The 24341-nt window shown below is 67.2% G+C and carries 26 protein-coding genes; 11 read left to right on the forward strand and 15 right to left on the reverse strand.

What is annotated here, in order from left to right; genetic code table 11:
* Window positions 1-191: 191 nt before the first annotated feature.
* The 5 genes from D0Y85_RS05485 to D0Y85_RS05505 all read left to right on the forward strand — a co-directional run bounded on the left by D0Y85_RS05485 (window position 192) and on the right by D0Y85_RS05505 (window position 5009).
* Window positions 192-986: an alpha/beta hydrolase gene (locus D0Y85_RS05485; RefSeq protein WP_117309768.1), complete on the forward strand. Its 795-nt coding sequence runs from the start codon at window positions 192-194 to the stop codon at window positions 984-986.
* A gap of 3 nt (window positions 987-989) precedes the next feature.
* Window positions 990-1535 carry a redoxin family protein gene (locus tag D0Y85_RS05490; RefSeq protein WP_117309769.1) on the forward strand — a complete coding sequence of 182 codons (546 nt, stop codon included), beginning with the start codon at window positions 990-992 and terminating at the stop codon, window positions 1533-1535.
* 56 nt (window positions 1536-1591) lie between these two features.
* On the forward strand, window positions 1592-2332 hold the full coding sequence (locus D0Y85_RS05495) for a response regulator (RefSeq protein WP_025873908.1): 741 nt from the start codon (window positions 1592-1594) through the stop codon (window positions 2330-2332).
* A complete protein-coding gene (locus tag D0Y85_RS05500; RefSeq protein WP_117309770.1) occupies window positions 2329-3642 on the forward strand; it encodes a HAMP domain-containing sensor histidine kinase in 1314 nt (437 codons plus the stop codon). The genes D0Y85_RS05495 and D0Y85_RS05500 overlap by 4 nt, the downstream gene beginning before the upstream one ends.
* A gap of 92 nt (window positions 3643-3734) precedes the next feature.
* On the forward strand, window positions 3735-5009 hold the full coding sequence (locus tag D0Y85_RS05505) for an MFS transporter (RefSeq protein ID WP_117311855.1): 1275 nt from the start codon (window positions 3735-3737) through the stop codon (window positions 5007-5009).
* A gap of 4 nt (window positions 5010-5013) precedes the next feature.
* On the opposite strand, the gene D0Y85_RS05510 is transcribed toward D0Y85_RS05505, so the two are convergent.
* Complete coding sequence (locus tag D0Y85_RS05510; protein ID WP_117309771.1) at window positions 5014-5961, reverse strand: nucleoside hydrolase; 948 nt, start codon at window positions 5959-5961, stop codon at window positions 5014-5016.
* 154 nt (window positions 5962-6115) lie between these two features.
* Between D0Y85_RS05510 and D0Y85_RS05515 the strand changes: the two genes are divergently transcribed.
* The gene (locus D0Y85_RS05515; RefSeq protein WP_117309772.1) at window positions 6116-6454 is read left to right on the forward strand and encodes a hypothetical protein; all 339 of its coding nucleotides are present in this window, start codon (window positions 6116-6118) and stop codon (window positions 6452-6454) included.
* A gap of 51 nt (window positions 6455-6505) precedes the next feature.
* Here the strand turns inward: D0Y85_RS05515 and D0Y85_RS05520 are convergent, their stop codons facing one another.
* The 11 genes from D0Y85_RS05520 to mqo all read right to left on the reverse strand — a co-directional run bounded on the left by D0Y85_RS05520 (window position 6506) and on the right by mqo (window position 19262).
* Window positions 6506-7225, reverse strand: a complete 720-nt coding sequence (locus D0Y85_RS05520) for a GntR family transcriptional regulator (protein WP_117309773.1) — start codon at window positions 7223-7225, stop codon at window positions 6506-6508.
* A gap of 104 nt (window positions 7226-7329) precedes the next feature.
* Window positions 7330-8697 carry an SLC13 family permease gene (locus D0Y85_RS05525; RefSeq protein ID WP_117309774.1) on the reverse strand — a complete coding sequence of 456 codons (1368 nt, stop codon included), beginning with the start codon at window positions 8695-8697 and terminating at the stop codon, window positions 7330-7332.
* A 101-nt stretch (window positions 8698-8798) separates the two neighbouring features.
* Entirely contained in the window at window positions 8799-9719 is a 921-nt protein-coding gene (gene mdcH / locus D0Y85_RS05530; protein WP_117309775.1) for a malonate decarboxylase subunit epsilon, read from the reverse strand.
* On the reverse strand, window positions 9716-10573 hold the full coding sequence (mdcB, locus tag D0Y85_RS05535; protein ID WP_117309776.1) for a triphosphoribosyl-dephospho-CoA synthase MdcB: 858 nt from the start codon (window positions 10571-10573) through the stop codon (window positions 9716-9718). Before mdcB ends, mdcH begins: the two co-directional genes overlap by 4 nt.
* Entirely contained in the window at window positions 10570-11220 is a 651-nt protein-coding gene (gene mdcG / locus D0Y85_RS05540; RefSeq protein ID WP_117309777.1) for a malonate decarboxylase holo-[acyl-carrier-protein] synthase, read from the reverse strand. Before mdcG ends, mdcB begins: the two co-directional genes overlap by 4 nt.
* Window positions 11213-11917 carry a biotin-independent malonate decarboxylase subunit gamma gene (gene mdcE / locus D0Y85_RS05545; protein WP_117311856.1) on the reverse strand — a complete coding sequence of 235 codons (705 nt, stop codon included), beginning with the start codon at window positions 11915-11917 and terminating at the stop codon, window positions 11213-11215. Before mdcE ends, mdcG begins: the two co-directional genes overlap by 8 nt.
* Before the next feature lie 2 nt (window positions 11918-11919).
* On the reverse strand, window positions 11920-12828 hold the full coding sequence (locus D0Y85_RS05550) for a biotin-independent malonate decarboxylase subunit beta (protein ID WP_117309778.1): 909 nt from the start codon (window positions 12826-12828) through the stop codon (window positions 11920-11922).
* Complete coding sequence (gene mdcC / locus D0Y85_RS05555) at window positions 12825-13145, reverse strand: malonate decarboxylase acyl carrier protein (protein WP_032975933.1); 321 nt, start codon at window positions 13143-13145, stop codon at window positions 12825-12827. Before mdcC ends, D0Y85_RS05550 begins: the two co-directional genes overlap by 4 nt.
* Before the next feature lie 10 nt (window positions 13146-13155).
* Complete coding sequence (gene mdcA, locus D0Y85_RS05560; RefSeq protein WP_117309779.1) at window positions 13156-14799, reverse strand: malonate decarboxylase subunit alpha; 1644 nt, start codon at window positions 14797-14799, stop codon at window positions 13156-13158.
* A 221-nt stretch (window positions 14800-15020) separates the two neighbouring features.
* Window positions 15021-17213 (reverse strand): TonB-dependent siderophore receptor, encoded by a 2193-nt coding sequence (locus tag D0Y85_RS05565; RefSeq protein WP_117309780.1) that lies wholly within the window; start codon window positions 17211-17213, stop codon window positions 15021-15023.
* A 357-nt stretch (window positions 17214-17570) separates the two neighbouring features.
* A complete protein-coding gene (gene mqo, locus D0Y85_RS05570; protein WP_117309781.1) occupies window positions 17571-19262 on the reverse strand; it encodes a malate dehydrogenase (quinone) in 1692 nt (563 codons plus the stop codon).
* Between the two features lie 209 nt (window positions 19263-19471).
* On the opposite strand from mqo, the gene D0Y85_RS05575 reads away from it, so the two are divergent.
* The 5 genes from D0Y85_RS05575 (at window position 19472) to D0Y85_RS05590 (ending at window position 21998) form a co-directional block, all read left to right on the forward strand.
* Complete coding sequence (locus D0Y85_RS05575; RefSeq protein ID WP_229291046.1) at window positions 19472-20578, forward strand: PAAR domain-containing protein; 1107 nt, start codon at window positions 19472-19474, stop codon at window positions 20576-20578.
* A gap of 62 nt (window positions 20579-20640) precedes the next feature.
* Entirely contained in the window at window positions 20641-21063 is a 423-nt protein-coding gene (locus D0Y85_RS05580; RefSeq protein WP_162887616.1) for a hypothetical protein, read from the forward strand.
* Window positions 21064-21233: 170 nt separating this feature from the next.
* Entirely contained in the window at window positions 21234-21599 is a 366-nt protein-coding gene (locus tag D0Y85_RS05585; protein ID WP_117309783.1) for a hypothetical protein, read from the forward strand.
* Between the two features lie 37 nt (window positions 21600-21636).
* Window positions 21637-21792, forward strand: coding sequence for a hypothetical protein (locus D0Y85_RS20520; RefSeq protein WP_162887617.1), 156 nt, complete (start codon window positions 21637-21639; stop codon window positions 21790-21792).
* Window positions 21786-21998: a hypothetical protein gene (locus D0Y85_RS05590; protein ID WP_117309784.1), complete on the forward strand. Its 213-nt coding sequence runs from the start codon at window positions 21786-21788 to the stop codon at window positions 21996-21998. The genes D0Y85_RS20520 and D0Y85_RS05590 overlap by 7 nt, the downstream gene beginning before the upstream one ends.
* Window positions 21999-22119: 121 nt before the next feature.
* On the opposite strand, the gene D0Y85_RS05595 is transcribed toward D0Y85_RS05590, so the two are convergent.
* The 3 genes from D0Y85_RS05595 to D0Y85_RS05605 all read right to left on the reverse strand — a co-directional run bounded on the left by D0Y85_RS05595 (window position 22120) and on the right by D0Y85_RS05605 (window position 24233).
* Complete coding sequence (locus D0Y85_RS05595; protein WP_117309785.1) at window positions 22120-22566, reverse strand: GNAT family N-acetyltransferase; 447 nt, start codon at window positions 22564-22566, stop codon at window positions 22120-22122.
* Window positions 22567-22640: 74 nt separating this feature from the next.
* Window positions 22641-23225, reverse strand: a complete 585-nt coding sequence (locus D0Y85_RS05600; protein ID WP_117309786.1) for a hypothetical protein — start codon at window positions 23223-23225, stop codon at window positions 22641-22643.
* 102 nt (window positions 23226-23327) lie between these two features.
* Window positions 23328-24233 (reverse strand): LysR family transcriptional regulator ArgP, encoded by a 906-nt coding sequence (locus D0Y85_RS05605; RefSeq protein ID WP_093817620.1) that lies wholly within the window; start codon window positions 24231-24233, stop codon window positions 23328-23330.
* Window positions 24234-24341: the final 108 nt, after the last annotated feature.

A 24341-nucleotide genomic window follows, 5' to 3' on the forward strand; every position in this document is an offset into this window, starting at 1 on the left:
CGGCGCATTGCGCGCCCGCGTGCGGGGAGCGATATCCACCCGATGGCGCCGGGGCATGCCCAGCGGCCGAATGTATCCCACTGTAGGAACCCGCCGCCGCCCTACAGTCCGGTACAACTCGGCATCACAGCGAAACAGCAGGGATACACCGGCACGCGGAAATGGCCACTCCCAACACCGGAGTGCCGCCCATGATCCGCACCACCCTGCTTGCCGCTGCCCTGGCCCTGGCCGGCACCGCCACCCCCGCCTTCGCCGTGCAGGCCGATGCCGGCGCGCCGCCCACCATCATCCTGGTGCATGGCGCCTTCGCCGATGGCTCCAGCTGGAACAAGGTCATCGGCACCCTGCATGCCTGGAAGCTGCCGGCGGTGGCGGTACAGAATCCGCTCACCTCGCTGGCCGATGACGTTGCCGCTACCCGTCGCGCGATCGCTGCCGCACCTGGCAAGGTGGTGCTGGTCGGCCACAGCTGGGGCGGCACGGTCATCACCGAAGCGGGCGACGATCCCAAGGTGCAGGCGCTGGTCTACGTGGCCGCGTTCGCACCGGATGTCGGCCAGTCCTCCGCGCAGCAGGGCGAAGGCTTCCCGGTCGGCCCCGGGCTGACCCGCCTGCAGGAGAAAGACGGTTACCTGACCCTGCCGGCCGATGCCATCGCCCAGGATTTCGCACCCGACGTGATGAAGAAGGCCGCCGCCCTGCTGTACAGCACGCAGGTGCCGTTGAAGGCCAGTGGGCTGGGTGAGGCCGTGACCACGGCGGCATGGCGCAGCAAGCCGAGCTGGTACGTGGTCAGCCGCGATGACCGCATGCTCTCGCCGCAGCTGCAGGTCGCCACCGCGCAGCGCATTGGCGCGCAGCTGCAGTCGATCGGCAGCAGCCATGTCTCGCTGCTCTCGCACCCCGCGCAGGTGGCCGACAGCATCCTGGAAGCTGCCGGTGTGAAGCCGGCCGAGCTGCCGCTGGCCGAGCAGGGGGGCTGAGCAATGGCCACGCTTCGTGCCTATACCGTGCCGCTGCTGCTGTCCCTGCTCGGCGCCGTTGCGCTGCTGCTTGCGTGGCCAAGCCCCGAAGCCGGTGCACAGACTGCCGAGGCCGCACCCGCTGCGGGATTCAGCGGCGGTGGGCCATGGCACAACACCCCGCCGCTGACCCTGCAGCAGCTGCGCGGACAGGTGGTGCTGGTCGAATTCTGGACCTACACCTGCAGCAATTGCCTCAACGTGGCGCCGTACGTTCACCAGTGGCATCGCCGATACGCGGAACAGGGCCTGCACGTGATCGGCGTGCACACCCCCGAATTCGCGTATGAAGGGCTGCCGGGGAACCTGCGCCGTGCGATCCACCGGCTGGATATCACCTGGCCGGTGGTGCAGGACAACCAGTACCGGATCTGGAACGCGTGGGGTAACCGTTTCTGGCCCGCGCTGTACCTGATCGACCGGCAGGGGCGGGTGGTCTACCGGCACTACGGTGAAGGCGACTATGCGCGTACCGAAAGCGAGATCCAGCGCCTGCTGGCCAGCCCCTGAGCCGCGCTACCATGGCCGCGTCGCGCGGCTTCGCCCCTGCCTCGATCGAGAATACGATGAACCACGTACCGCACATCCTTGTCGTCGACGATGACAGCGACATCCGCCAGATGCTGGCCGACTACCTGCAGCGCAACGGCCTGCGCGTCAGCCAGGCCGATGGTGGCCGCGCGATGCGCGCGCTGATGGACACCCATGCGGTGGACTTGGTGGTGCTGGATGTGATGATGCCCGGCGAGGATGGCTTGAGCCTGTGCCGCAACCTGCGGGCCGGCAAGCACCGCGCCGTGCCGGTGGTGCTGCTGACCGCCCGCGATGATGAGACCGACCGCATCATCGGCCTGGAAATGGGCGCCGATGATTACGTGACCAAACCGTTCTCCTCGCGCGAACTGCTGGCACGCATCAACGCGGTGATCCGCCGCACGCAGATGCTGCCGCCGAACCTGCAGGTGAGCGAAGCCGGCCGCCAGCTGGCCTTCGGCGAATGGCGCCTGGATACCACCGCCCGCCACCTGCTGGACGCGCAGGACACCGCCTATCCGCTCAGCGGCGCCGAGTTCCGGCTGCTGCGCGTGTTCCTTGACCACGCCAACCGTGTGCTCAGCCGCGACCAGCTGCTCAGCCTCACCCAGGGCCGCGATGCGGAACTGTTCGACCGCTCGATCGACCTGCTGGTCAGCCGCGTGCGCCAGCGCCTGGGCGACGATGCGCGTGAGCCGACCTACATCAAGACCGTGCGCAGCGAAGGCTATGTGTTCAGCGTGCCGGTGCAGTTGCTGGGGCCGGAGGAATGAACGCCGCGGCGCGCCGCCTGCCGTGGCCGCGCACGCTGTCGGCGCGGCTGCTGCTGTTGCTGCTGGGTGGGCTGACTCTGGCCCATGCGCTGTCGTTCGGCCTGCTGTTCTACGAGCGCTACCAGTCCACCCGCAGCATGATGCTGCGCAACCTCGACGAGGACGTGGCCGTGAGCGTGGCCTTGCTGGAGCGCTTGCCCGCCAGCGAGCGCGAAGCGTGGGTGCCGCGTCTGGAACGGCGAACCTACCGCTATCTGTTGCGCCCGGCCGCGGCCGGCCCTGCGCCGGAGACTGATCGTGCGCGACAGGTCACCAGCATCATCGATGACAGTCTGCGGCATCGATATCCGCTGCAGGCGCGGCAGGCCTCGCGTATGCCCGAGCGCTTCGAAGTGGAGCTGCGCCTGCACGACGGCACGCCGCTGACCATCGAGGTCACACCGTCCGGCCTGCCACTGGCACGCTGGTTACCGCTGGTGCTGATGGCGCAGCTGGCGCTGCTGCTGCTGTGCGCATGGTTGGCGGTACGGCTGGCGATGCGGCCGTTGGCACAGCTGTCGCACGCGATGGAGCACCTGCAGCCCGGCCAGGACGGGCCGGCGCTGCCTGAAGACGGTCCAGCGGAGGTAGGCACCGCAGCAACGGCACTCAACGCACTGCAGGCCCGCATCCGTGGTCATGTCAGTGAACGCCTGCAGATCCTGGCGGCGATCTCGCACGATCTGCAGACGCCGATCACGCGGATGAAGCTGCGGGTGGAAACGCTGCCTGAAGACGCCACCCAGCAACGGCTGCTGGCCGACCTGGACCATCTGGGACAGCTGGTACGCGAAGGCGTGGCGTACGCGCGCAGCAGCCATGTGGCCAGTGGTGAGCCGGTGGCAATGGATCTGGCGGCATTCCTGTCCAGCGTGGTCGGCGATTACCAGGACGTGGGCAAGCCAGTCAGTGGTGGCGCCCCGAGCGGCCTGATCGTGCAGACGTGGCCGCAACCACTGCGGCGGGTGGTCGGCAATCTGGTCGACAACGCTTTGCGCTATGCCGGGAGCGCGGAGATTGATGCCGGTCGTGACGAGGCGGGCAGGGTGTGGATTCGGATTTCCGATCGTGGCCCCGGTATTCCCGAGGACCAGCTGCAGGCGGTATTGGCGCCCTTCCATCGGCTGGAAAGCTCACGCAACCGGGATACCGGCGGTACCGGGCTCGGTCTGGCCATCGCCGTGCAGCTGGCGCAATCGCTCGGTGGTTCTCTACGGCTGCACAATCGCGAGGGCGGCGGTTTGCAGGCGCTGTTGCAGTTGCCGGCCTGAAGTCTGGCGGGGCAAGCCATCCACGCATGGCGTGGATCTACTGCATCGTCACCGCCTTCATGACACGCTGCGGCCATGAAGGAAAGCACGCAATGACCGCAGGACGGCAGCGCTCGATGTGGGTGGCCGGCCTGTCCACGGTGGTGGAGTGGTACGACTTCACCCTGTACCTGTACTTCGCCACGGTGCTGTCGCGGGTGTTCTTCGGCGGTGGCCAAGAGGCGATGCTGGTCACCCTGGCCGGCTTCGCGGTGTCCTACCTGATGCGTCCGCTCGGTGCGCTGTGCTTCGGCCACCTGGGTGACCGGCTCGGCCGGCGCTGGATGCTGCTGGCCTCGATGGCGTTGATGGCCGCGGCCATGCTGGCCACCGCGTTGCTGCCGACCGCGGCCACCGCGGGTGTGACTGCTGGCGTGCTGCTGCTGATCCTGCGCTGCGTGATGGCGTTTTCCGTGGGCGGCGAATACACAGGCGTGGTCGCCTATCTTCTGGAAAGCGCGCCGGCGCGACGACGTGGCTTGGTCACCTCGCTGGCCTCGGCGGCCAGCGAAGTGGGCGCGTTGCTGGCGGTGGCGATCTCCGCGCTCACCGTGGCCCTGCTGCCTGCGCCGCAGCTGGACAGCTGGGGCTGGCGGATCCCGTTCTTGTTCGGCGCGGCGCTGGCACTGGTGATCCTGATCGCGCGTTCGGGCATGCACGAATCGCCGGAGTTCGAACGGCAGCGGCGCGAAGGCAGCATTCCGGCTACGCCGCTGCGGCACGTGCTGCGCAACCATCCTGGTGCCGTGGCGCGCACGTTCGCGATTTCCGCACTGGGTTCGATCACCTACTACGTGGGCATCACCTATGTGCCAGCATTCCTGCACGCACAAGGGCACGACGAAGGTGATGCGCTGTGGCTGTCGACGATTGCGGCGGTGGCGGTGATCGCGATCACCCCGCTGTGCGGGGCGCTGTCCGATCGCTTCGGGCGGCGTCCGCTGCTGCTGGGGCTGACGGTGCTGGCGGCGCTGCTGCCGTTGTCGATGTTCGGCTGGATGGCCTCTGCTGCGCCGTTGGGCATCGTGCTGGCAGCGGTGAGCCTGGCCTGTGTGGCCGGCGGTATCAGTGCGGTGGCGGCACCGGCTACGGCCGAGCAGTTCCCCGGCGAGGGCCGGGTCAGTGGTCTGGCGCTGGGGGTGACCATGGCCACCGCAGTGTTCGGCGGGGCGACGCCGTGGTTGGCGCAATGGTGGGTGGAACGCAGCGGCTGGGCGGCGGCGCCGGGGGCGATGATCGCGCTGGTGGCGGTGCTGGTGCTGCCGGTGCTGTGGACGCTGCCGGAGACCGTGCCGAAGACCCGCCCCGTGTCCCGGGGCGGGCAGTGAGCGCTTAGACCTTCAGGATCTGCTCGATGTCGGCCAGCACCGCGGCCGCATCCACGCCGATGGCGATGGACTGCAGGACATGGCCGTCCCACACGCTGGGGCCGAAGCCCATGCCTTCCGGCTTGGGAATGGTCATGCCACGGGCGACACCGTCGGTGGCCACGCGCACGCTGGCGCGCTCGAACTGGAACAGCTCCGGGCGGGTCAGGGCGATGCAGGCGCAGCAGTCGTGCACGACCATGCCCTTGTGGCCGGCCTGCAGATAGAAGTCGACGTAGTCCTGCGACAGGGCGCGGACCAGTTCGGCATCGGCGCCGCCGATCGCGGCCAGCTTGTCCAGGCCGTCGCGGTTCATCTCGACGCGGGTGGTCACGTCCAGGCCGATCGCGGTGACCGGCCACTGGGCGGTGAACACGATGTCGGCCGCTTCCGCGTCACCCCAGATGTTGGCCTCGGCCGCCGGGGTGATGTTGCCGTTGACGTGGAACGCACCGCCCATCAGCACCACGCCACGCACCAGGCCGGCGATGTCCGGGGCCTGCTGCAGGGCCAGCGCCAGGTTGGTCATGCGGCCGACCGCCACCAGGGTCACTTCGCCCGGATGGGCGCGCACCAGGTCGATGATCAGCTGGTGCGCAGGACGGCCGTCGGCGGTTGCGTCCAGCGTTTCCGGCACCGGGTGGTTGCCCAGCCCGTTGTGGCCGTGGATGTGCACCGGCCAGGCTTCCGGGGTGGCTTCGGGCTGCAGCGGGCCTTCGGCGCCGCGCGCGACCGGCGCGGACAGGCCCCAGGCCTGCTTCAGGTACAGCGCGTTGTGGGTGGTCGACTCCACCGAGGCATTGCCGAAGGTGGTGGTGACGCCGATCAGGTCGATCTGGGGGTGCTTGTGCAGGTACAGCAGAGCCAGCGCGTCGTCGACGCCCGGGTCGGTATCGAAAATGACTTTCAGCATGTTGTTGTTCTTCTTCTTCCGTGTGGTGCAGGGGGGCCGGCGGCCCCGAGGGCAGGCCGGCGCGCTCCACATTGTCCCATCTTCATGACAGGCAGGGCGAACCGGCGGCGGTGGTATCGTCTGCGGGCCCGAACCCTTCGCAAGGAGCTGCGCCATGCTGGCTGTGACCCTCGTCCTGATTGCCCTGGTGCTGGGGCTGAACCTGGTGGCCAGTTTCGTGGTGCTGGGCCGCGACGACCTTCCCGCCAGCAGCCGCGCCGGGCAGCTGCTGGTGGTGTGGCTGCTGCCCCTGGTCGGCGCGATCGTGTGCATGGCGATGGCCACCGCCGATGGTTCGCCCGCGCGCGCCGATGGCAGCGGCGGTGGACCGGTGGATTTCACCGGGGGCTATTCCGGGGACAGCAACAGCCACCACAGCTACAGCAGTTCCGACTGCAGCAGTGGCGACAGCGGTGGGGGCGGAGACGGCGGCAGCTGCGGCGGCAGCGATTGAGGCGAGGTCATGCCCCGGTAGTGCCGGCCGCTGGCCGGCAACCCCATGAACTCAGCTTCCGCCTTCGGTCGGCAACGGCGCAGGCACGTTCAACAACCCGCCGCTGGCCACATACGCAGCCAAGGCCTGGCCCTGGCTGAGCAGGTGGCGTTCCATCGTGCGTTCGGCGGCTGCAGCATCGCGCTGGCGGAAGCAGTCCATCAGTTCGCGGTGTTCGGCCAGCGACTGCGCGGTGCGGCCCGGCGCCAGCAGCTGGCGGCCGCGATGCATCTTCAGGATGCGGTGAAGGTCGTGGGTGATGCGGATCAGCCACGGGTTGCCGGCGTAATGCTGCACTGTCTCGTGGATGAGGTAGTTGTTGCGGTAGTACTCGGCGATGTTGCCCTCGGCGGCGGCCGCTTCCATCGCCGCGTGCAGGTCTTCCAGCTGCTGCACGCCGGCGTCGTCGATGTGCTTGACCGCTTCATGCGCACATCGGCCTTCCAGCATCGCCATCACCGGGAACAGCTGGTTGAGGTCTTCCAGGGTCAACCGGGTTACCCGTGCGCCGCGGCCGGCATCGATCTGCACCAGGCCTTCGGCAGCGAGCAGCTTCAACGCTTCGCGCAGGGGCGTACGGCTGATGGCCAGTTCCTCGCACAGCGCCGGTTCGTCGATCCACTCGCCCGGCGGCAGGCGGTAGTCGTAGATCCGCTCGCGCACGTGTTCGGCCACCTCCTCATACAGAGGGGCGCGCTTCTTCGGAGAACGCGGAGCGGGAGCGATGGTCATGCGGAAAGTGTAACGCCAGGCAGTGCCGGCCGCTGGCCGGCAACCCGTGATCGTTCGACGGATGCACGAGGTTGCCGGCCAGCGACCGGCACTGCCGCAGGCATTCACATCCAGCCCGGCACCACGAACACCAGCCACGCCAGCAGCGGGCCAAACACCACCACCAGGCCGCTGTAGACCAGGAAGCGGCGGAACAGCGTTTCGCGTTCTTCCTTCGCGGCCGAGGCCACCACCAGTGCGCCGTTGGTCGAGAACGGACTGACATCGACGATGGTGGAGGACACCGCCAGCGCGCAGATCACGCCAGCTGCACTGAGATGACCCTGCATCAGGAACGGCACGGCCAGCGGAATGGTGGCGCCCAGCACCGCCGCCGACGAGGCGAATGCGGAGACGATGCCGCCCACGTAGCAGACCAGCAACGCGCCCAGCAGCGGGATGCCGATGCTGGAGACGCCGTGGCCGATGAAGTCCACGGCACCGGCATGTTCCAGCACGCCGATGTAGGTGACCACGCCGCAGATCAGCAGCACGGTGGACCAGCTGATGCCGTCCACCGCACCCTTCTGGCTCTGCGGCGACAGCAGGGCCAGCACCACCGCAACGGTGATCGAGACCAGGCCGACGTTGAGGTTGTAGATCAGCGCGGCCACACCCAGGCCGAGAAGGCCGATCAGGGTGAACAAGCGCTCGCGGGTCAGGCCCACCGCATCCAGTGCCACTGGATCGTTGGACAGGGTGCCACCACCGGCTGCGACCAGCGCACCGTGGCCTTCGATGGCGAACTGCCGCGATGAAGCCTGCGGGCCACCGGCCATCGCCAGCTCCGCGGTGCCTACCTTGCCCGCCGCAGTGATCGAACCGCGACGCAGCAGCGCGATGCCGCCGAAGGCGAAGAAGCAGATCGTGGCCATCATGAAGTTGAAGCCGAGGCTGGTCAGGAACACCGCCATTTCGGTGACTTCCAGGCCTGCCTTCTGCACCACGCCATTGGTGATGCTGCCGTACACGCTGATCGGCGAGAAGCCACCGGCCTGCGCGCCATGGATCACCAGCAGGCCCATCATCAACGGATTGATGTTGTACTGCTTGGCAAAGCGCAGCGCGACCGGGCCGATGATCGCAACCGCGGCCGGGCCCAGCGCACCGAAGGCGGTCAGCACGGCAGTGATCACGAACATCACCCACGGGATGGCCACGATATGGCCGCGTACCGCTTTCACCGCCCAGTGCACCAGCAGGTCGATGGTGCCGTTCTTCTGCGCGATGGCGAACAGGTAGGTGATGCCGACCAGGGTCAGGAACAGGTCTCCCGGGAAGCCGGCGAGAACCTCCTTGCCCCCCATGTCGACCCAGAGCCCGCCGACGATGAAGGCCAGTGCGAAGGCGACGGCGCCCATGTTGATCGGCATCGCGGTGGCGACGATGAACATGATCACCAGACCGATGATCGTTGCAATTTGTGGAGTCATGCGCCCTCCCAGACACCTGATTCGCGTGTTGCACGGATGGAAGCCCGCCATCCCGGGGTATGGCCTGTTACGTACTGCGCGTTACGTACTGCTCAAACCCGTTACTGCAGCCGCTGCAGCGCGCTGCGGACCCACGCCGCCGCGCCGTCCAGGCTCTGGAATTCCTCGATCGCGCGTACCTCGCAGCACGGATAGGCCGGCGCGATCATGCGTGCCAGTGCGTTGCCGGGGCCCAGCTGCAGGAACACCCGTGCGCCGCGCTCGAAGGCCTGGCGCATCACCTGTGCCCACTCGATGGTCTGTGCCAGCTGCGCGGACAGCGTGTGCACCACCGCTGCGATGTCTCGCACCGGCCGTGCGTCGATGCCGGCCAGCAGCGGCAGGCGCGGCGCCTGCAACGTGGTGGCCTGCAGTGCGGCGGCAAACGGTGCGACCGCCGCCGACAGCAGTGGCGTATGCGCCGGCACATGTACCGGCAGCACGCGCACCTCGGCACCTTGTGCGTGCGCGGCAGCGGCCAGCGCACGCAGTGCCGGCAGCGTGCCGCCAACGATGAAATGATCTGTGCCGTTGGCGATCGCCACGTGCGTGCCGTGGATTTCGCACAATGTCTGCACCGTCTGTCGATCCAGCCCCAGCATCGCCTGCATTCCGCCATCGACCGGACTGACGGCGTCCATGAATCGTGCACGCTGCGCCGACAGGGACAGGCAGGTGGTCACGTCGAAACTGTCGGCGATGGCATGTGCCGCCAGTTCGCCGATGCTGTACCCGGCCACCACGATCGGGTCCGGCACGGCGCCGCGCAGGGCATGCCAGTGCGCGATGCTGGCGGAGCACAGCAGCGGCTGCGCCTGTGCGTTGTCGAAGCGGTCGTCGCCGGCCGCGGCCGCGAACACATCGCGCCCCAGCGCGTCGCTCGCCGCATCCAGTACCGCGCGTGCAGCGGCCATGCCGCGCACATGGTCGAACATCGCCGGATGCTGCGCACCCTGTCCGGGGCAGAGCAGGGCCAGGCTCATGCGCCCTCCTGCTGCAGCAGGAACCAGGCGCAGGCCAGCAGATCGGCACTGCCACCCGGGCTGAGCCGACGCCTCACGAACGCATCGCCGATGGACTGCAGGCGCACGCGCCAGTCCGGCGCGAAGGCGCCACCGGCGGAAAGGAATGTGGCCGCTTGTTGTTGCGCCCAGCGCAGGCCCTCGGTACCGCCGCGATGCAGCAGGTTCAGATCGTCCACCTGTGCCACCAGCTGCATCAGCGTCTGGCACAACGCGGCGTCGCGCGGCAGGCCGCTGTCCAGCGCATGGCGCAGGGCAGGCAGGGCCAGCTCACGCAGCACCGGGTAGCCGGCGGCAGCCTGTTCGCGTACGCCGCAGACCCCATGACGCGCACGTGCGCGCTGTCCCGGGCTGTGCGGGTCCAGCGGCGCAGCGATGAGCGCGTCTTTCCACTGCTGCACCGCCAGGCACACCTGCGCGCCCGACACGGCATGGCCATGCACGCGCCTGCGCTCAGCAGCGGCGGCCACCAGCAGGCCAAGGCTGAAGATCGCACCGCGATGGGTGTTGATGCCGGCGGTGGCGGCCAGCATGGCCGCTTCAGCGGCAATACCGTGATCGCGCAGCACCGTGAAGAGGGCGCCGGCGGCACCGGCCCTGGCCACCGCCGTGAAGTAGTGGCGCAGGGCGAAAAGACTGCGCAGGAAAGTGCCGGCATCCATGTCGTCATGGCTGCCGCTGTCGAACGGGGTGACCAAGCCCGGCTTCGGGGCGCACGCCAGCTCGGCGTGCAGGCTGGCAATGGCCAGCCGTCCCAGGCGTGCGCTGTCGACCACCGCGTCGCGTGCCGGCAACGGCTTCGGGGCGGCGATCATGCGATCGCCTCGCGCGTGGCGAACAGTGCATCACGCGCTTCCAATGCGGCTCCATCAAGGCGTTTCACCAGCACCTGGCGACTGCGGCCGGCAAGTTCGCGCCAGTTCACCGCGCCACCATCGGGCAGGCACAGCTCGCCATCAAGGCGATGCGGATGGCGGGTCTCCCATGCCAGCAACTGCGCGATCAGCGCCTCGGCCTGCGCGGCATCGGTCACCTGCCACAGCAGGTCGATGTCCGAACGCTCATGTACATAGGGCAGGGCGGTCAGCCATTGCCAGGCGAAGGCGCCGAACACACGGGCCGGCGCCAGTGCCTGCAGGTCGTGGAGTGATTCCTGCCACGGCTGTGGAATACCGGCGTCGCCTGCTGCCAACAGCTCGCTCAATGCCGGCGGAGCCCGCATGTGCACGACGTCGCACAGCGGTACGCGCAACGACAGGCGCTGCTTGCCTTCGGCCGGTGGCAACGGAACGCCCAATCGCAGGCGCGGATCGGCATCATCCGCGGCACGACGCGCCACCACTGCAGGGAAGCCCTGCGCGAACCAAGCGGCAAGACGCGGCTCGTGCGCGGGCAGGTCGGCCCGCCAATCGGCATCGGCCGACAGCCAGACCAGCGTGTGCCGGGCCGGCCGCTCAGGCATTGCCCTGGCTCACTGCGGTGGTCACCTGCGCAGCCAGCGTACGGCCACCCCGTTCGGCGCCCAGTGCAGCGCGATGGTCACCGTCGACGGCTGCACGCAGTGCGTCCAGCAGGTGATGCGCCAGATCGCCATCCCACAGCGATTGCACTGCGCCCATCGCCACGTAGTTCGCCACGCCCGGCGCGAACACCGGCGAGGTCAGGCTGAGCGCCTGCAGTTTTTCCAACGGCTGCTTGGTCACCCGTGCCATCGCGCGCAGATCCATCACCCGCACCTGCGCATCGGGCAGGGCATGGATGAGGTCGGCCATCAGCCCGAACGACAGGAAGCCGCCGCTGACCGATTCGCCGTAGACCAGCGTGACCAGGCGAGCGCCACGGCGGCGGGCCAGGTCCAGGGTCTGTGCGAGGTGGGCAAAGTAGCCGTTGATGCCCAGCAGTTCATCGCGGCGCGCCAGCCGCTGCCCGGCGGTATCGACCAGCATCACGATGGGGCGCTGCGGATGTGCAGCGGTGCTGGCCAGCACGGTGTCGGCCAGCACCAGCGCGTGGTCCACACCGACTTCGATCCTGTCGGTGGTGCCGATCACCGTCACCTCACCGTCGTCGGTGGTCGCTGTGCCGGTCAGTACCGAATCGTTCACCGCGATCGCATGGCCACGCGGGAACAGTGCGTCCAGCAGCGAATTCAATGGCAGGCTCATGGCAGGCTCCGCTGCGCAGTGGCGGCAAGGAAGGCATCGGTTTCCAGCAGCGCCAGACGTTCCGGGTCGGCAATGCCCTGGCGTGCCCAGATCTGCAGGCCATCGTTGCAGTCGCCCCACGCCTGTACGCGCGCCTTCAACGCGGCGTGGCGTGCCTGCAGCGCGGCCAGTGCCGCGTCGGGGTCGGCACTGGCGGTGTCTGGCTGCAGCGCATCATAGGCGGCCTCGGCGAACGCGCTGATCGCATCGGGCACCAGCACTTGCGCCTGGTCGATCAGGTAGCGGTGCTTGCCACCGGTCACCCGCCACACCAATGCGCGGTCGCGCGAATCGAATTCCTCCACGCCGCGCACGGTCTCGATCACTTCGGGGCCGGACAGCGACAGCCGTCCTTCCTCGGACATGATCACCGTACTGCAGCAGCGGGCGACGATGCCCATGCCGCCGAAGGCGCCGTTGCCGCTGCCGATCAGCGCCACCACTGGCACCCCGGCGGCCCGTGCGCCGAGCGTGGCGCGCATGATTTCGGAAATGGCGATCAATCCCGCATTGGCTTCATGCAGGCGCACACCGCCGGTATCGAGCAGCAGCAGCACGCCATCGGGATGGGTATCCGCCGCGCGGCGCAGCAGGCCGGTCAACTTGGCGCCATGCACCTCACCCACGCCGCCGCCCATGAATTCACCCTGCTGCGCGGCCACCAGCACGCGTTTGCCTTGCAGGCGTCCCTCGCCGACGACGATGCCATCGTCGAAGGCGGCCGGCTGGTCCAGCTGCGCCAGATGCGGGCTGATGGCGCGCTGGGCTGGGCCGAGAAATTCGCGGAACGATCCTGCATCAAGCAGCCGGGCGATGCGCGCGCGGGCATCGGCTTCGTAATAGCTGGTGCGCTGTGCGAGCGTCATGGCTGGCCTCCGGCAAGCAGGGTCTCGACGGCCTGGTCCAGGCGCAGGCTGACCACCGCCGGTGTAGCGCCGGCATCGTTGATCGACACGCGTACATCGCGCAGGGGGTGACGTTGGGCGAAGTCGGCGATCACCGCCTGCCATACCGTGCCGAAGCCACGTGCAGCGGTGATGATGCGCACGGTCATCGCACCGTCCAGGTCGGCCGGTTCCAGCAGGATTTCCAGGTTGCCCGAGGCCAGTACGCCGACCAGCACCGCATCGGTGGGGAAGCGCACGGGCGTCGTGCCGGCGAATCGATAGTCGAGGGTTTCCATGGCGTGGCCCTTACCAGTTGCGGAAGCGCTTGGGCGGGTCGTACAGACCGCCGGACCAGCGCACCAGGTCTTTCACCGAACGCGCGGCAAGAAGATCGCGGTTGGCATCGCGCACGTTGATGCCGAGATCGTCCGGGCGGCGGATCACTCCGCGGTCGCGCAGGTTTTCCACCATGGCGCGGTCGCGTCCCCTGCCCACGGCGGTATAGCCGGCCACGCCGCGGATCGCCTGCTCGCGTTCCTCCGGGCTGCGGCACAGCAGCAGGTTGGCGATGCCTTCCTCGGTCAGCACATGGCTGACGTCGTCGCCGTAGATCATCACCGGCGGCAGCGGCATGCTCGCGCGCTCGGCCAGTTCCCAGGCATCGAGGCGGTCGACGAAGGCCGGCGCCATGTGCTCGCGGAAGGTTTCCACCATCTGCACCACCAGTTTGCGCCCGCGTGGCATCTCGCCGGGCCGCGCGGCCTGCTGGCCGGCCTTGATCCAAGCGTCGCTGGCGTGGCGGCGGCCGCGTGCATCCGAACCCATGTTGGGCGCACCACCAAAGCCGGCGATGCGGTCGCGCGTTGCGGTGGAGCTGTTGCCCTGCAGGTCGATCTGCAGGGTGGAGCCGATGAACATGTCGCAGGCATACAGCCCTGCGGTCTGCGAAAACGCGCGGTTGGAGCGCATCGAACCATCGGCGCCGGTGAAGAACACATCCCCGCGCGCGGCGATGTACTTCTCCATGCCCAGTTCCGACCCGAACGAGTGCACGGATTTGACGAAACCCGATTCGATGGCTGGAATCAGTGCCGGGTGCGGATTGAGTGCCCAGTGCTGGCAGATCTTTCCCTTCAGCCCCAGCGACTCGGCGTAGGTCGGCAGCAGCAGTTCGATTGCTGCGGTATCGAAACCGATGCCGTGGTTGAGCCGGTTCACTCCGTACTCGGCGTAGATGCCCTTGATCGCCATCATCGCCATCAGCACCTGGATCTCGGAGATCTGTGCCGGATCGCGGGTGAACAGCGGTTCGATATGGTTCGGGCGCGGCGCCTGCACCACGAAGTTGACCCAGTCGGCAGGAATATCGACGCGGGGGAGGGTGTCGACGATCTCGTTGACCTGGGCGATGACGATGCCGCCACCGAATGCGGTGGCCTCCACGATCACCGGTGTGTCTTCGGTGTTGGGGCCGGTGTAGAGATTGCCGTGGCGGTCGGCAGCCTGCGCCGCGACCAGTGCCACACGCGGAGTGAGGTCGATGAAGTAGCGGCCGAACAGTTCCAGGTAGGTGTGGATGGCACCGATCTGGATGCGTCCTTCGGCCACCAGGTTGGCCAGCCGCACCGACTGCGGCCCCGAGAAGGAGAAGTCCAGCCTGGAGGCGATGCCGCGTTCGAACACATCCAGGTGCGAGGGCAGCGACAGCACCGACTGCACCATGTGCAGGTCATGCACCCGTGCCGGGTCGAGGTCGGCCAGCGTCTGGGCGAGGAAGTCGGCCTGCTTCTGGTTGTTGCCTTCCAGGCAGACCTTGTCGCCCGGCTCCAGCAGCGCGTGCAGCAGCTCGGCGACATCGCCAGCCGCCACCTCGTGGCCCCTGGCCCATGGCGCGGCGCGTTCCAGCCGCGCCTGGCGGCCCCGCTCCAGCGTGTCCCAACTCGGGTTCATCGGCGGACTTCCGAATGGCGTTGGAATAATTACGCCATAATTACGACAAGGGCTGCAACCCGCAGTGCAGCAAAGAAAAGGCCCGCGCGAAGGCAGGCCCATTCAGGTGGGCCACGACCGTGGGTCGTGGCGGAGCGTAAGAAGCGTGCCGACCAACGGTCGGCACCTACCCAAACAGTGGGCACCCACCCAATGGTCGGCACCCACCGTTCCCGGGGTGCTCAGAACTTCCAGCGCAGGCTGGCCGCCACGAAGCGCGGCTCGCCGTAGTTGTTGTAGTCCAGGTTGGCCCAGTAGGTCTTGTCCAGCGCGTTGCGCACGCTCAGCGTCGCCGTCCAGTTGTCGCTGATGCGGTAGTTGGCGTTGAACTGCACCAGCGCATACGCCGGCTGGTTCACCGTCACCGTGCCGCCCAGCGGGTAGGGGATGTTGTAGCCCTGCACCTTGCTCTGCCATTGCACGCCACCGCCGATGCTCAGGCGTTCCAGCGCGCCGCGCAGCTGCAGCTGGGTGTTGAGCTGCAGCAGGTCTTCGGCCGGATTGGCGTACAGCAGGTCGGTGGCCGCGCGGGTCACCTTGACGTGGGTATAGCCGGCATTGACCGTCCAGCCCGGCAGGATCTCGCCGTTGACGTCCACTTCCCAGCCGCGCGCCTTGGTGCCGTTGACGCCGATGTAGGCCGAGCTGCCGTCGCTGAGTGAGCCTTCCGGCACGCTCATGTCACGCACCGCGTAGTTGTCCTGCTTGGCTTCGAACACCGCCGCGTTGGCGGTCAGGCGACCGTCGAACCACTGCGTCTTCAGGCCCGCTTCCAGGTTGGAGCCCTGCACCGGCGCCAGCAGGTTCTCGTTGCGGTCCTTGTAGTTCTGCGGGTTGAAGATCTCGGTGTAGCTGGCATAGGCCGCCACGTTCGGGGTGATGTCGTACACCAGGCCCACGTACGGGGTGACTTCATCGCTCACCTTGTACGCGCCGCTGGTGGCGGTGTAGGCGCCGGCCGCGTTGTAGGCGCGGGTCTGGGTCTGCCAGCGGCTCAGGCGTGCGCCGGCGATCAGCGCCAGCGGATCGGCCAGGCGCAGGCGGGTGGCCAGGTAGAAGCCGCTCTGCGTGGTCTTGGCCACGCGGCGCGCGCCGGTCAGGGTGTAGGTCACTTCGGAGATGTCGCCATCCCAGGTGTGCACGTTGGGAATGTAGTAGCAGCGCTCGCTGCCGCAACGAGCCCAGTCACGCGGGTAGTTCAGCGCCAGGGTGTTGGTGGTGCCTTCCAGGTCGGCCCACTGCGCGCCCACGGTCACGTCGTGCTGCTGGCCCCACAGGTTGAAGGTGCCGGTCAGGTAGGCGTCGACGTTGCGGCGGGTGTCTTCCGAATCGCCGGCGGCGGTGCGCAGGTAGATGCCCGCGCCGGTCACCGGGTCGGGATTGCCGGTGCCGTACAGGCGCATGTTCTGCACATTGCCGCGGGTATGGGCGGTGTTGATCTTCAGCAGCCAGTTGTCACCGAAGCGCTGTTCCAGGTTGGCGAACACCGTGCTGGTCTCGCGCTGCCAGTAGCTCCACTTCGGTGCCAGGTTGGTCGAGCGCGGCAGATGGGCGAAGTTGCCCTTGCTGTCGAAGAACGGCACGGTGCCCCAGGTCGAGCCCACCGGGTTGTTGTCCTGGGTCTGGTAGCCGACGGTCACCGTGGTGCTCTCGGTCACATCGCCTTCCAGCACGGCCATACCGGCCATCTTGTTCTCTTTGTAGCGGTCGTAATAGAAATCACGATCGGTGTAGGCGGCGACCACGCGGCTGCGGAAGCGGCCGTCGGCGGTCAGTGGTGCGGTCACGTCCGCTTCCATGCGGCGGTAGTCCCAGCTGCCGGCACTGACCGAGAACGAAGCGTCGAACTCCTTGCCCGGGCGCTTGCGCAGCAGGTTCACCGTGGCCGACGGCACACCGGCGCCGCTGAGCAGGCCGTTGGCGCCGCGGATCACTTCCACCCGGTCATAGAAGGCGGTGTCGTATTCCTGGTTGGTCGAGCCGCTGTAGGTGGGAATGCCATCCACCTGGAAATCGGTGATGGCAAAACCACGCGCGTAGTACAGCGGGCGCTGGGTGTCATAGAAGGACACGCTGACGCCGGTGACATTGCGCATCACGTCGTTGAGGCTGAACAACGATTCGTCCTGCAGGCGCTGCAGACCGATCACCGTGGACGACTGTGGCGTTTCCTGCAGGGTGATCGGCAGGCGGGTGGTGCTCGATGGTGGCGCGGACTGCTCGGCGCGCACGCTCACCCGGTCCAGGGTCTTGGCATCGGAGGCGTCGGCAGCGACCTCGGCCAATGCCGACGGCGCAGCCAGGGTGAGGCAGGACAGCAGGGCAGCGGGCAGCAGCGCACGGCGGGGCAGGCGGGAATGGAAAATCTGGGTCATGGCGGGCTCGAAGCGTGAAGGCGGGGAAGGGGCGGCAACAGTCGTCCAGCACCCGGGGCGGCGGCTTCGGGCACGTCAGGTCCATCTGGGAGCGGCGCGGTCACTGCGCAGGGCGCAAATGTAAATAATTCTTAACAACATTACAATTCGCGTCATTGCGCAGGGGCTTTCAGGCGCGCAGCAAGCGTCAGGGCGGGGTCGGATCCCATTGCCGCAGGCACTGGGCTCTGACCCTGCGAGGGGCCTCCCGGAACGGGTCAGAGCCCTCCCGTGCGGGAGGGATCCGCCCCGTCGCCGCCCGCAAACGCAGACGGCCACCCGAAGGTGGCCGTCTGCAGGCATCCGCCAAGCGCAGGCTTACAGCGCCTGCAGCTCTTCGTTGGCGTTGCGCTTTTCCTTGGCCGGGGCCGGCGCGGTCGTTGGTGCCAGTGCCGGCGTCGTACCTGCTTCCACCGGAACCTCCAGGTAGGGCAGGTGCAGGGTCTGGCTGGTCAACGTGCGGATCTCGTTGGTCAGCGCGGCACTCTCGTTGAGCTTGCGGCCGTACGAGGGAACGATCTCGCGCAGGCGGGCTTCCCAACCGGCCTTCATCTGTTCCGGGAAGGCCTTGGCCATCAGGTCCAGCATGATCGGCGGCGAGGTCGAAGCGCCCGGCGAGGCACCCAGCAGCGCAGCGAGGGTGTGGTCCTTGTCGGTCACGATCTCGGTACCGAACTGCAGCACCGCGCCCTTCAGCGGATCACGCTTGATGATCTGCACGCGCTGGCCGGCGGTGACCAGCTTCCAGTCGCCCGGCTTGGCATTGGGGAAGTACTTGACCAGCTCGGCCTGGCGATCGGCATCGTTCAGGCGCGCCTGGCCCATCAGGTACTGCACCAGGTCCAGGTTGTCCTTGCCCACTTCCAGCATCGGGCCGACGTTGTTGTGGTTGACCGACGAATACAGGTCCCACCACGAGCCGTGCTTGAGGAACTTGGTGCTGTACAGCGCGAACGGCCCGAACAGGACCACCGGCTTTCCATCCAGCTTGCGCGCATCCAGGTGCGGCACCGACATCGGCGGCGAACCGGTCTCGGCCATGCCATAGGCCTTCACGCCATGGCGCGAGGTCACGTCCTGGCCCTGGAAGGCAAGGAACTGGCCGCCCACCGGGAAGCCGGCGTAGTCCTTCGATTCCGGGATGCCCGACATCTGCAGCAGCTTCAGCGCAGCGCCACCGGCTCCGATGAACACGAAGCGGGCGTGGGTGGTCGATTCGGTGCCGGCCTTGAGGTCCTTCACCGTCACGTTCCAGCTCTTGTCCGCGTTCTGCCGCAGTGCGCTGACCTCGTGGTTGAGGTGCAGGCCGAAGTTCGGGCTGCGCTGCAGGCCGGTGGTCAGCTGGCGGGTGATGACGCCGAAGTTGACGTCGGTGCCGAGCGGCATCCACGTTGCGGCAACCTTCTGCTTCGGGTCGCGGCCTTCCATCAGCAGCGGTGCCCACTGCTTGATCTGCGCCGGGTCCTCGGAGTACTGCATGCCGTAGAACAGCGGGTTCTTCACCAGCGCCTGCTGGCGCTTGTGCAGGTAGGCGATGTTGTCATCGCCCCAGACGAAGCTCATGTGCGGGGTCGGATTGATGAAGTCGCTGGGCTGGCTCAGCCGCCCTTCCTTCACCTGGTGCGACCAGAACTGGCGCGAGACTTCGAACGATTCGGCGATGCCGACCGCGCGCTTGGTCTCGATGCTGCCATCGGGCAGTTCCGGGGTGTAGTTCAGTTCGGCGAATGCCGAGTGGCCGGTGCCGGCGTTGTTCCAGCCGTCCGAGCTTTCACCGGCGACGCCGTCGAGACGCTCGTAGACCTGGATGTTCCAGTCCGGCTGCAGTTCCTGCAGGTAGGTGGCCAGGGTGATGCTCATGATGCCGGCGCCGACCAGCACGACATCGACGGGCTTGTCGTTGTTCGCGGCGGGCACCGAGCGCTGGGTCAGCGGCCAGTACAGGAACAGCGCGGCCACCAGCAACAGCAGCACGAGCAGGGCGAGCAGGGCCTTGCCAAATTTCTTCATGGGAGCGGGATCGTTGGCGGAGGGGAAGAGTTCAGGATGCGCGTGGGGCAGGGAAAGGGCGTGAAGAAACAACGCCTTGCGTCATCCTGGAGGACGATTCTACCCGGAACCGGTCCTGTTTTTGTGCAATGCATCATCCTGTTTGCCGGACCGGCCGGTTAGACTTGGCGGCTCTTCGCGCGCAAACCACACGGCCATGGAGGGGCCGAATGACGATGTCACGGATGCTGATCGTGGTAGGTGATGCCCTGCAGACGGGCGGTTCGGTGCTTACGGGCTCACCGCATACCGACATCGAAGGCCGTGCCGTTGCGCGCGTTGGCGACCGGGTCATCTGCGCCCGCCACGGGCCGGGCTCCATCGTGTCCGGTGACAGTACCCTGGTCATCGACGGCCAGCCGGTTGCCCGCGACGGCGACAAGGCCAGCTGTGGTTGTGCGCTGATGGCGGGCAAGCAACAGCGGGCGCACGTGGCGGCCGGCGGTGGAGGCAGTTCGGGTGGCGCGGCGATGGCCGCAGCGGCCTCGGCGGCCAAGGCGCTGCTGAAGCAACCGCAGCTGCAGACGCCAGGCTTCGCGCCGCCGGGCACCGAGGCGCCGCAGTGCTGGGTGCGAGATCATTCCACCCACGTATCGCAGTCGCCGGACGGACGCTATTTCGAGGCCTATGCGCCCGATGGCACGCAGTATGAGTACGATCTGCACGCCAGCTTCCGCATCGACGTGCCGCTCAAGAGCGGGGGCGACATCGTGGTGACCAGCCGCTTCCGGGTGACCACCCATGGACGCGTCAGTGCCGCTCAGGTGGCTGAGGCAAAGCAGCGCCTGCGCGACGGAATCAATCGCCACTGGAACAACCAGTTCACCATCACAGTAGCCGATCCCCAGTGCGGCACGCGAGCCTTCCGCGTGCGTTATGACATCGATTTCGTCGACAGCGGGCAGGACTACTCGGTGTTGCTGCACGATGTCTACGAGCGTGAGATGGTCAGCGACAGCGTCCTCTATGCGTCGGTGGACACTACGCTGTGGACCTATGCGCACGAGTACGGACACTGCCTGGGCCTGCCTGACGAGTACGATGATGCCGCCGTGGAAAGCGATGCCATCGTGAAGTTCTTCCTGCCCAGCGGTACGCTGGACACCGAAGAGGTGCATGCGCCGGAATTCCGCGAGGACAGTGATCCGCTGGCGACCATCATGTCCAGCGTGGACTGCAGCGTGACCCGGCCGCGCCACTGTTACAACATCGGACGCGAGGTACAGGAACTGCTGACCCGCGAGATCGCCCGGGAGATCACATGCACCGTCTCATGATGTCATTCGCCCTCATGATTGCCGCCATGCCTTTCACCGCATCCAGCCAGGAAACGCCCGCCATGATCGAACTCCACGTGCGTTGCATCGACAATGCCCCCTGCCACTTCCTCGGTGAGGACATCCGCGTGGAACTGGAACTGCGCAATGCCGGCAGCGAGGACGTGCAGGTGCCGGCTGAGTTCTACCGCCGTCGCGGGCCCAGCGTGAAGCTGGTGGACCGCCACTCGGGCAAGGAAAGGTCGCTGGCCATCAATCCGCCCGACGCGCGCCTGCTCAAGTCACCGCAGACGCTGCGGCCGGGGCAGTCCTTCCGGTTCCCTTGGCGCATCCTGCCAACGGAAATCAGCCATTTCGCCCTGCGCCCGATCGACGTGTCGGCGGTGTTCAGCGTCAACCTGACGCCGGGCGTACGCGGTGGGCAGGCCCGCATCGTCAGCAGCGAGCTGCGCATCACCGACCCGGCCGGCAGCGCGCCGCGCTGAGCCGATCACGTAAACGAGGTCGTGTGCGTCGCTGTTTTGCACTTGCTCTCTTTCTGGCTTCGTTCAAGGCAGTTTCCGGATACGCAACTGCCGCTGAGCCACCTGCGGGTGTCGTCCTCACTGCCACGTGCATCGACAACCCGACCTGCCGTTACAGCGGAGAGGAGATCGTGGTCGAACTCGAACTTCGCAATGAAGGCCGGCAAAGCGTGCAGCTGCCGATCCGATACCTGCATCGCATGGGGCCGCGCGTCCAGGTGATGGACAACCACTCTGGCAAATCGACCTGGCTGCGCACGCCTCATCCGGACCGATCTCTGGTCAATGAACTGGAAGCGCTCGCGCCGGGTCAGTCCATCCGGATGACCCGATCAGTCATGCCGGAGCTGCTGCAGTCGTTCGCACTTCACCCGATCGATGTTGGCGTCGAGTTCTCCCTCAACGTGGTGCCGCAGAAGCCGCGCGAAGAAATGGAACTGGTGAAGAGCCGGGTTCGGATCGCGCAGCAGCCGGAGGGTTGCCAGTCCGGCAAGTAAACGCCAGGAGATCACATGCCCCGCCTCATGATGGGGCTTGCCCTTGGAACTGGAACTGCGCAATGCCGGCAGCGAGGACGTGCGGGTGCCGGCCGAGTTCTACCGCCGGCGCGGGCCCAGCGTGAAGCGGGTGGACCGCCATTCCGGCAAGGAAACGTCGCTGGCCATCAATCCGTCCGATGCGCGTTGCTGAAGTCACTGCAGACGCTGCGACCTGGGCAGTCCTTCCGGTTCCCTTGGCGCATCCGGCCCACGGAGATCAGCCATTTCGCCCTGCGCCCGATCGACATGTCGGCGGTGTTCAGCGTCAACCTGACGCCGGGCGTACGCGGTGGGCAGGCCCGCATCGTCAGCAGCGAGCTGCGCATCACCGACCCGGCCGGCAGCGCGTCGCGCTGAGCCGGCATCTGCCGACGTTCGATGCGGCGGCAGACCAGGATCGCAGAACAACCGGGCAGCGTAGGTATGGCACGCGTCTGAGCCTGCCGGAACGGCATCCGGCCAGCTCCGTGGCCGGGCGTCAGGGGAGTTCGAGGATTTCATCCCCGGCGTCATCGATCTGCCCGGTCGGGCGCCAGCCCAGCCGACGGTAGAAGCCATGCGAGCGCGAACGCGGGTCTGCCGAGCAGGCCAGGAACAGCCGCTGGTGGCCGGCATCGCGGGTCAGGCTGACCACCTCCTGCAGCAGCTGGCGGCCGATGCCGCGGCCTTCGTAGTCCGGCAGCAGGGCCAGCACCAGCACCTCGCCGCTGTCGCGGTCGGCAAAGCAGTAGCCGGCCATGCGGTCGCCCTCGCAGGCAATCCGGCCGATCGAGTCGCCATCGGCGATGCCCGCGGCCCAACTCCCGGTGGTGATGCCCAGTTCGGCCAGTTGCGCGGCACTGAAAGCGTTCTCGCGGGTGCGCCCGCGGAGATCAATGCAGGTGGCAGCGTCATTGGGAAGCGCGTTGCGGTAGTGGATCGTCATCTGGAAACCTGGTGTCGGACGGAGTGGCGCGCGTGTGGCTGAGCCGCATCGAGATTGAATGGAGACGGGAGGCGTCATTCACTGCCGATGGTGAAGTATTCCGCCGCGAAGTAGACCAGCTGGTAGGCCAGCGTTGCTGCGGCCAGCAGCAACTGCGAACGCGCGCGGTGCAGGCGCCAGCCGAGCGCAGCGACGACGAGCATCAGGGCGGTGTGCAGTGGGTATGCCGTACCCAGCAGCCGCCATCGACTTTCACCCTTGATCGCGGTATCCACAAGATCCAGAAGCGTCAATATCGCAATCACCCCGAAGATCCAGCGTCGACGCTGCATCAGGTAGTTGCCGTAACTGCCGTACTCGCGCAGGTCCTCGGGAAACAACAACGCGCACAGCAGGAACCAGGTCGCGCAGTAGGTGATCACGAACAGATAGGTTTCAAACGTCCAGCGGTGCACTTCAACCAGGCGGAATTCCCACCACCAGAAGGTCACCAGCGATACCAGCGTCCAGACCACCCAGCAAAGGTGCAGCGCCGAACAGCCACGCCGCTGCGGGTGTTCGATGATCTGCGCCAGCCCCTTCAGCAGGGTGGTGATGGACAGGCCGAGGATGATCCCCATCACCACGCGGATATGCAGGAATACCGGTTCGGTTTCCATCGGTCGGCCCCATCGTCGGTTGCACCGATACTTGCATGAAAAGGGGACGGAGGGGATCAGGGCGTTTACGCCACAAGCGACTTGATTCCCTCCGTCCCTTCTTCAGCGCCTGCGCTGCACCAGCGCGGAGGCGGCGTCCAGCACCGCCCGGGTCAGCAGGGCCATCGTCTGCACGTCGCCCTTCCAGTGCTGCCAGTACAGCGGCACGTCTTCCCACGCGCGCTGCCGCACGTAGACCAGGCGCCCGGCATCCAGATGGCGCTTGACCAGCGGCAGCGGGTTCATCGTCCAGCCCAGCCCGCCCAGATTGGCCTGCACGAAGGCGCGGGTGGAGGGAATCCACCACGTCGGTGCGGTGCTGGGCAGGTCGGCGCCGGCCATGCGCCGGGCAAAGCGCGACTGCATGTCGTCCTTGCGGTTGAACACCAGCACCGGTGCCTGTGCCAGCGCCTGTGCGGTCACGCCCTTGGCGAAGTGCTGCTCGCGGAACTCCGGCGTACAGGTGGCGGCGTAGCGGATGCTGCCCAGTGCGTGGATCTGGCAACCCTGCACCGGCTCGTCCAGGGTGGTCACGGCCCCCAGCACGGTGCCCTGGCGCAGCAGTTCGACGGTGTGGTCCTGGTCCTCCACCCGCAGGTCCAGGGTGGTGCCGGTGCCCTGCGCGAACTGCTGGGCGGCCTGCGGGAACCAGGTCTCCAAGCTGTCGTGGTTCACCGCCACCGGGATGCTGGCCTGCGGCAGGTCCTCGTCGGCCAGGCCCATCCGGTGCAGCGCGTCGTGCTCCAGCAGGGCGGTCTGCTCGGCCAGCTGCACCAGCAACTGGCCTTCAGCGGTGGCGGTGGCAGGCGTGCCGCGCTTGACCAGCAGGCGGCCGATGCGGTCTTCCAGGGCCTTGACCCGCTGCGAGATGGCCGAGGGGGTGACGCTGAGCGACTGCGCGGCACGGTCGAAGCTGCCTTCGCGGATCACCGCGGCCAGGGCCCGCAGCTGGGCATGGTCGATGCGCATGGAGATTAAGCTCCGCTAATGTTGGTTTAGTAAGTTTAGCTCGTCTTTTCTATGTTGCGGCGCGACAATGGCGCCCGTTCCGGTGCTGTCCGCCTTCGCGAGGCACCG

The organism is Stenotrophomonas sp. G4, from assembly GCF_003428825.1.
In the GTDB taxonomy this organism is placed as follows: Bacteria; Pseudomonadota; Gammaproteobacteria; order Xanthomonadales; family Xanthomonadaceae; genus Stenotrophomonas; species Stenotrophomonas indicatrix.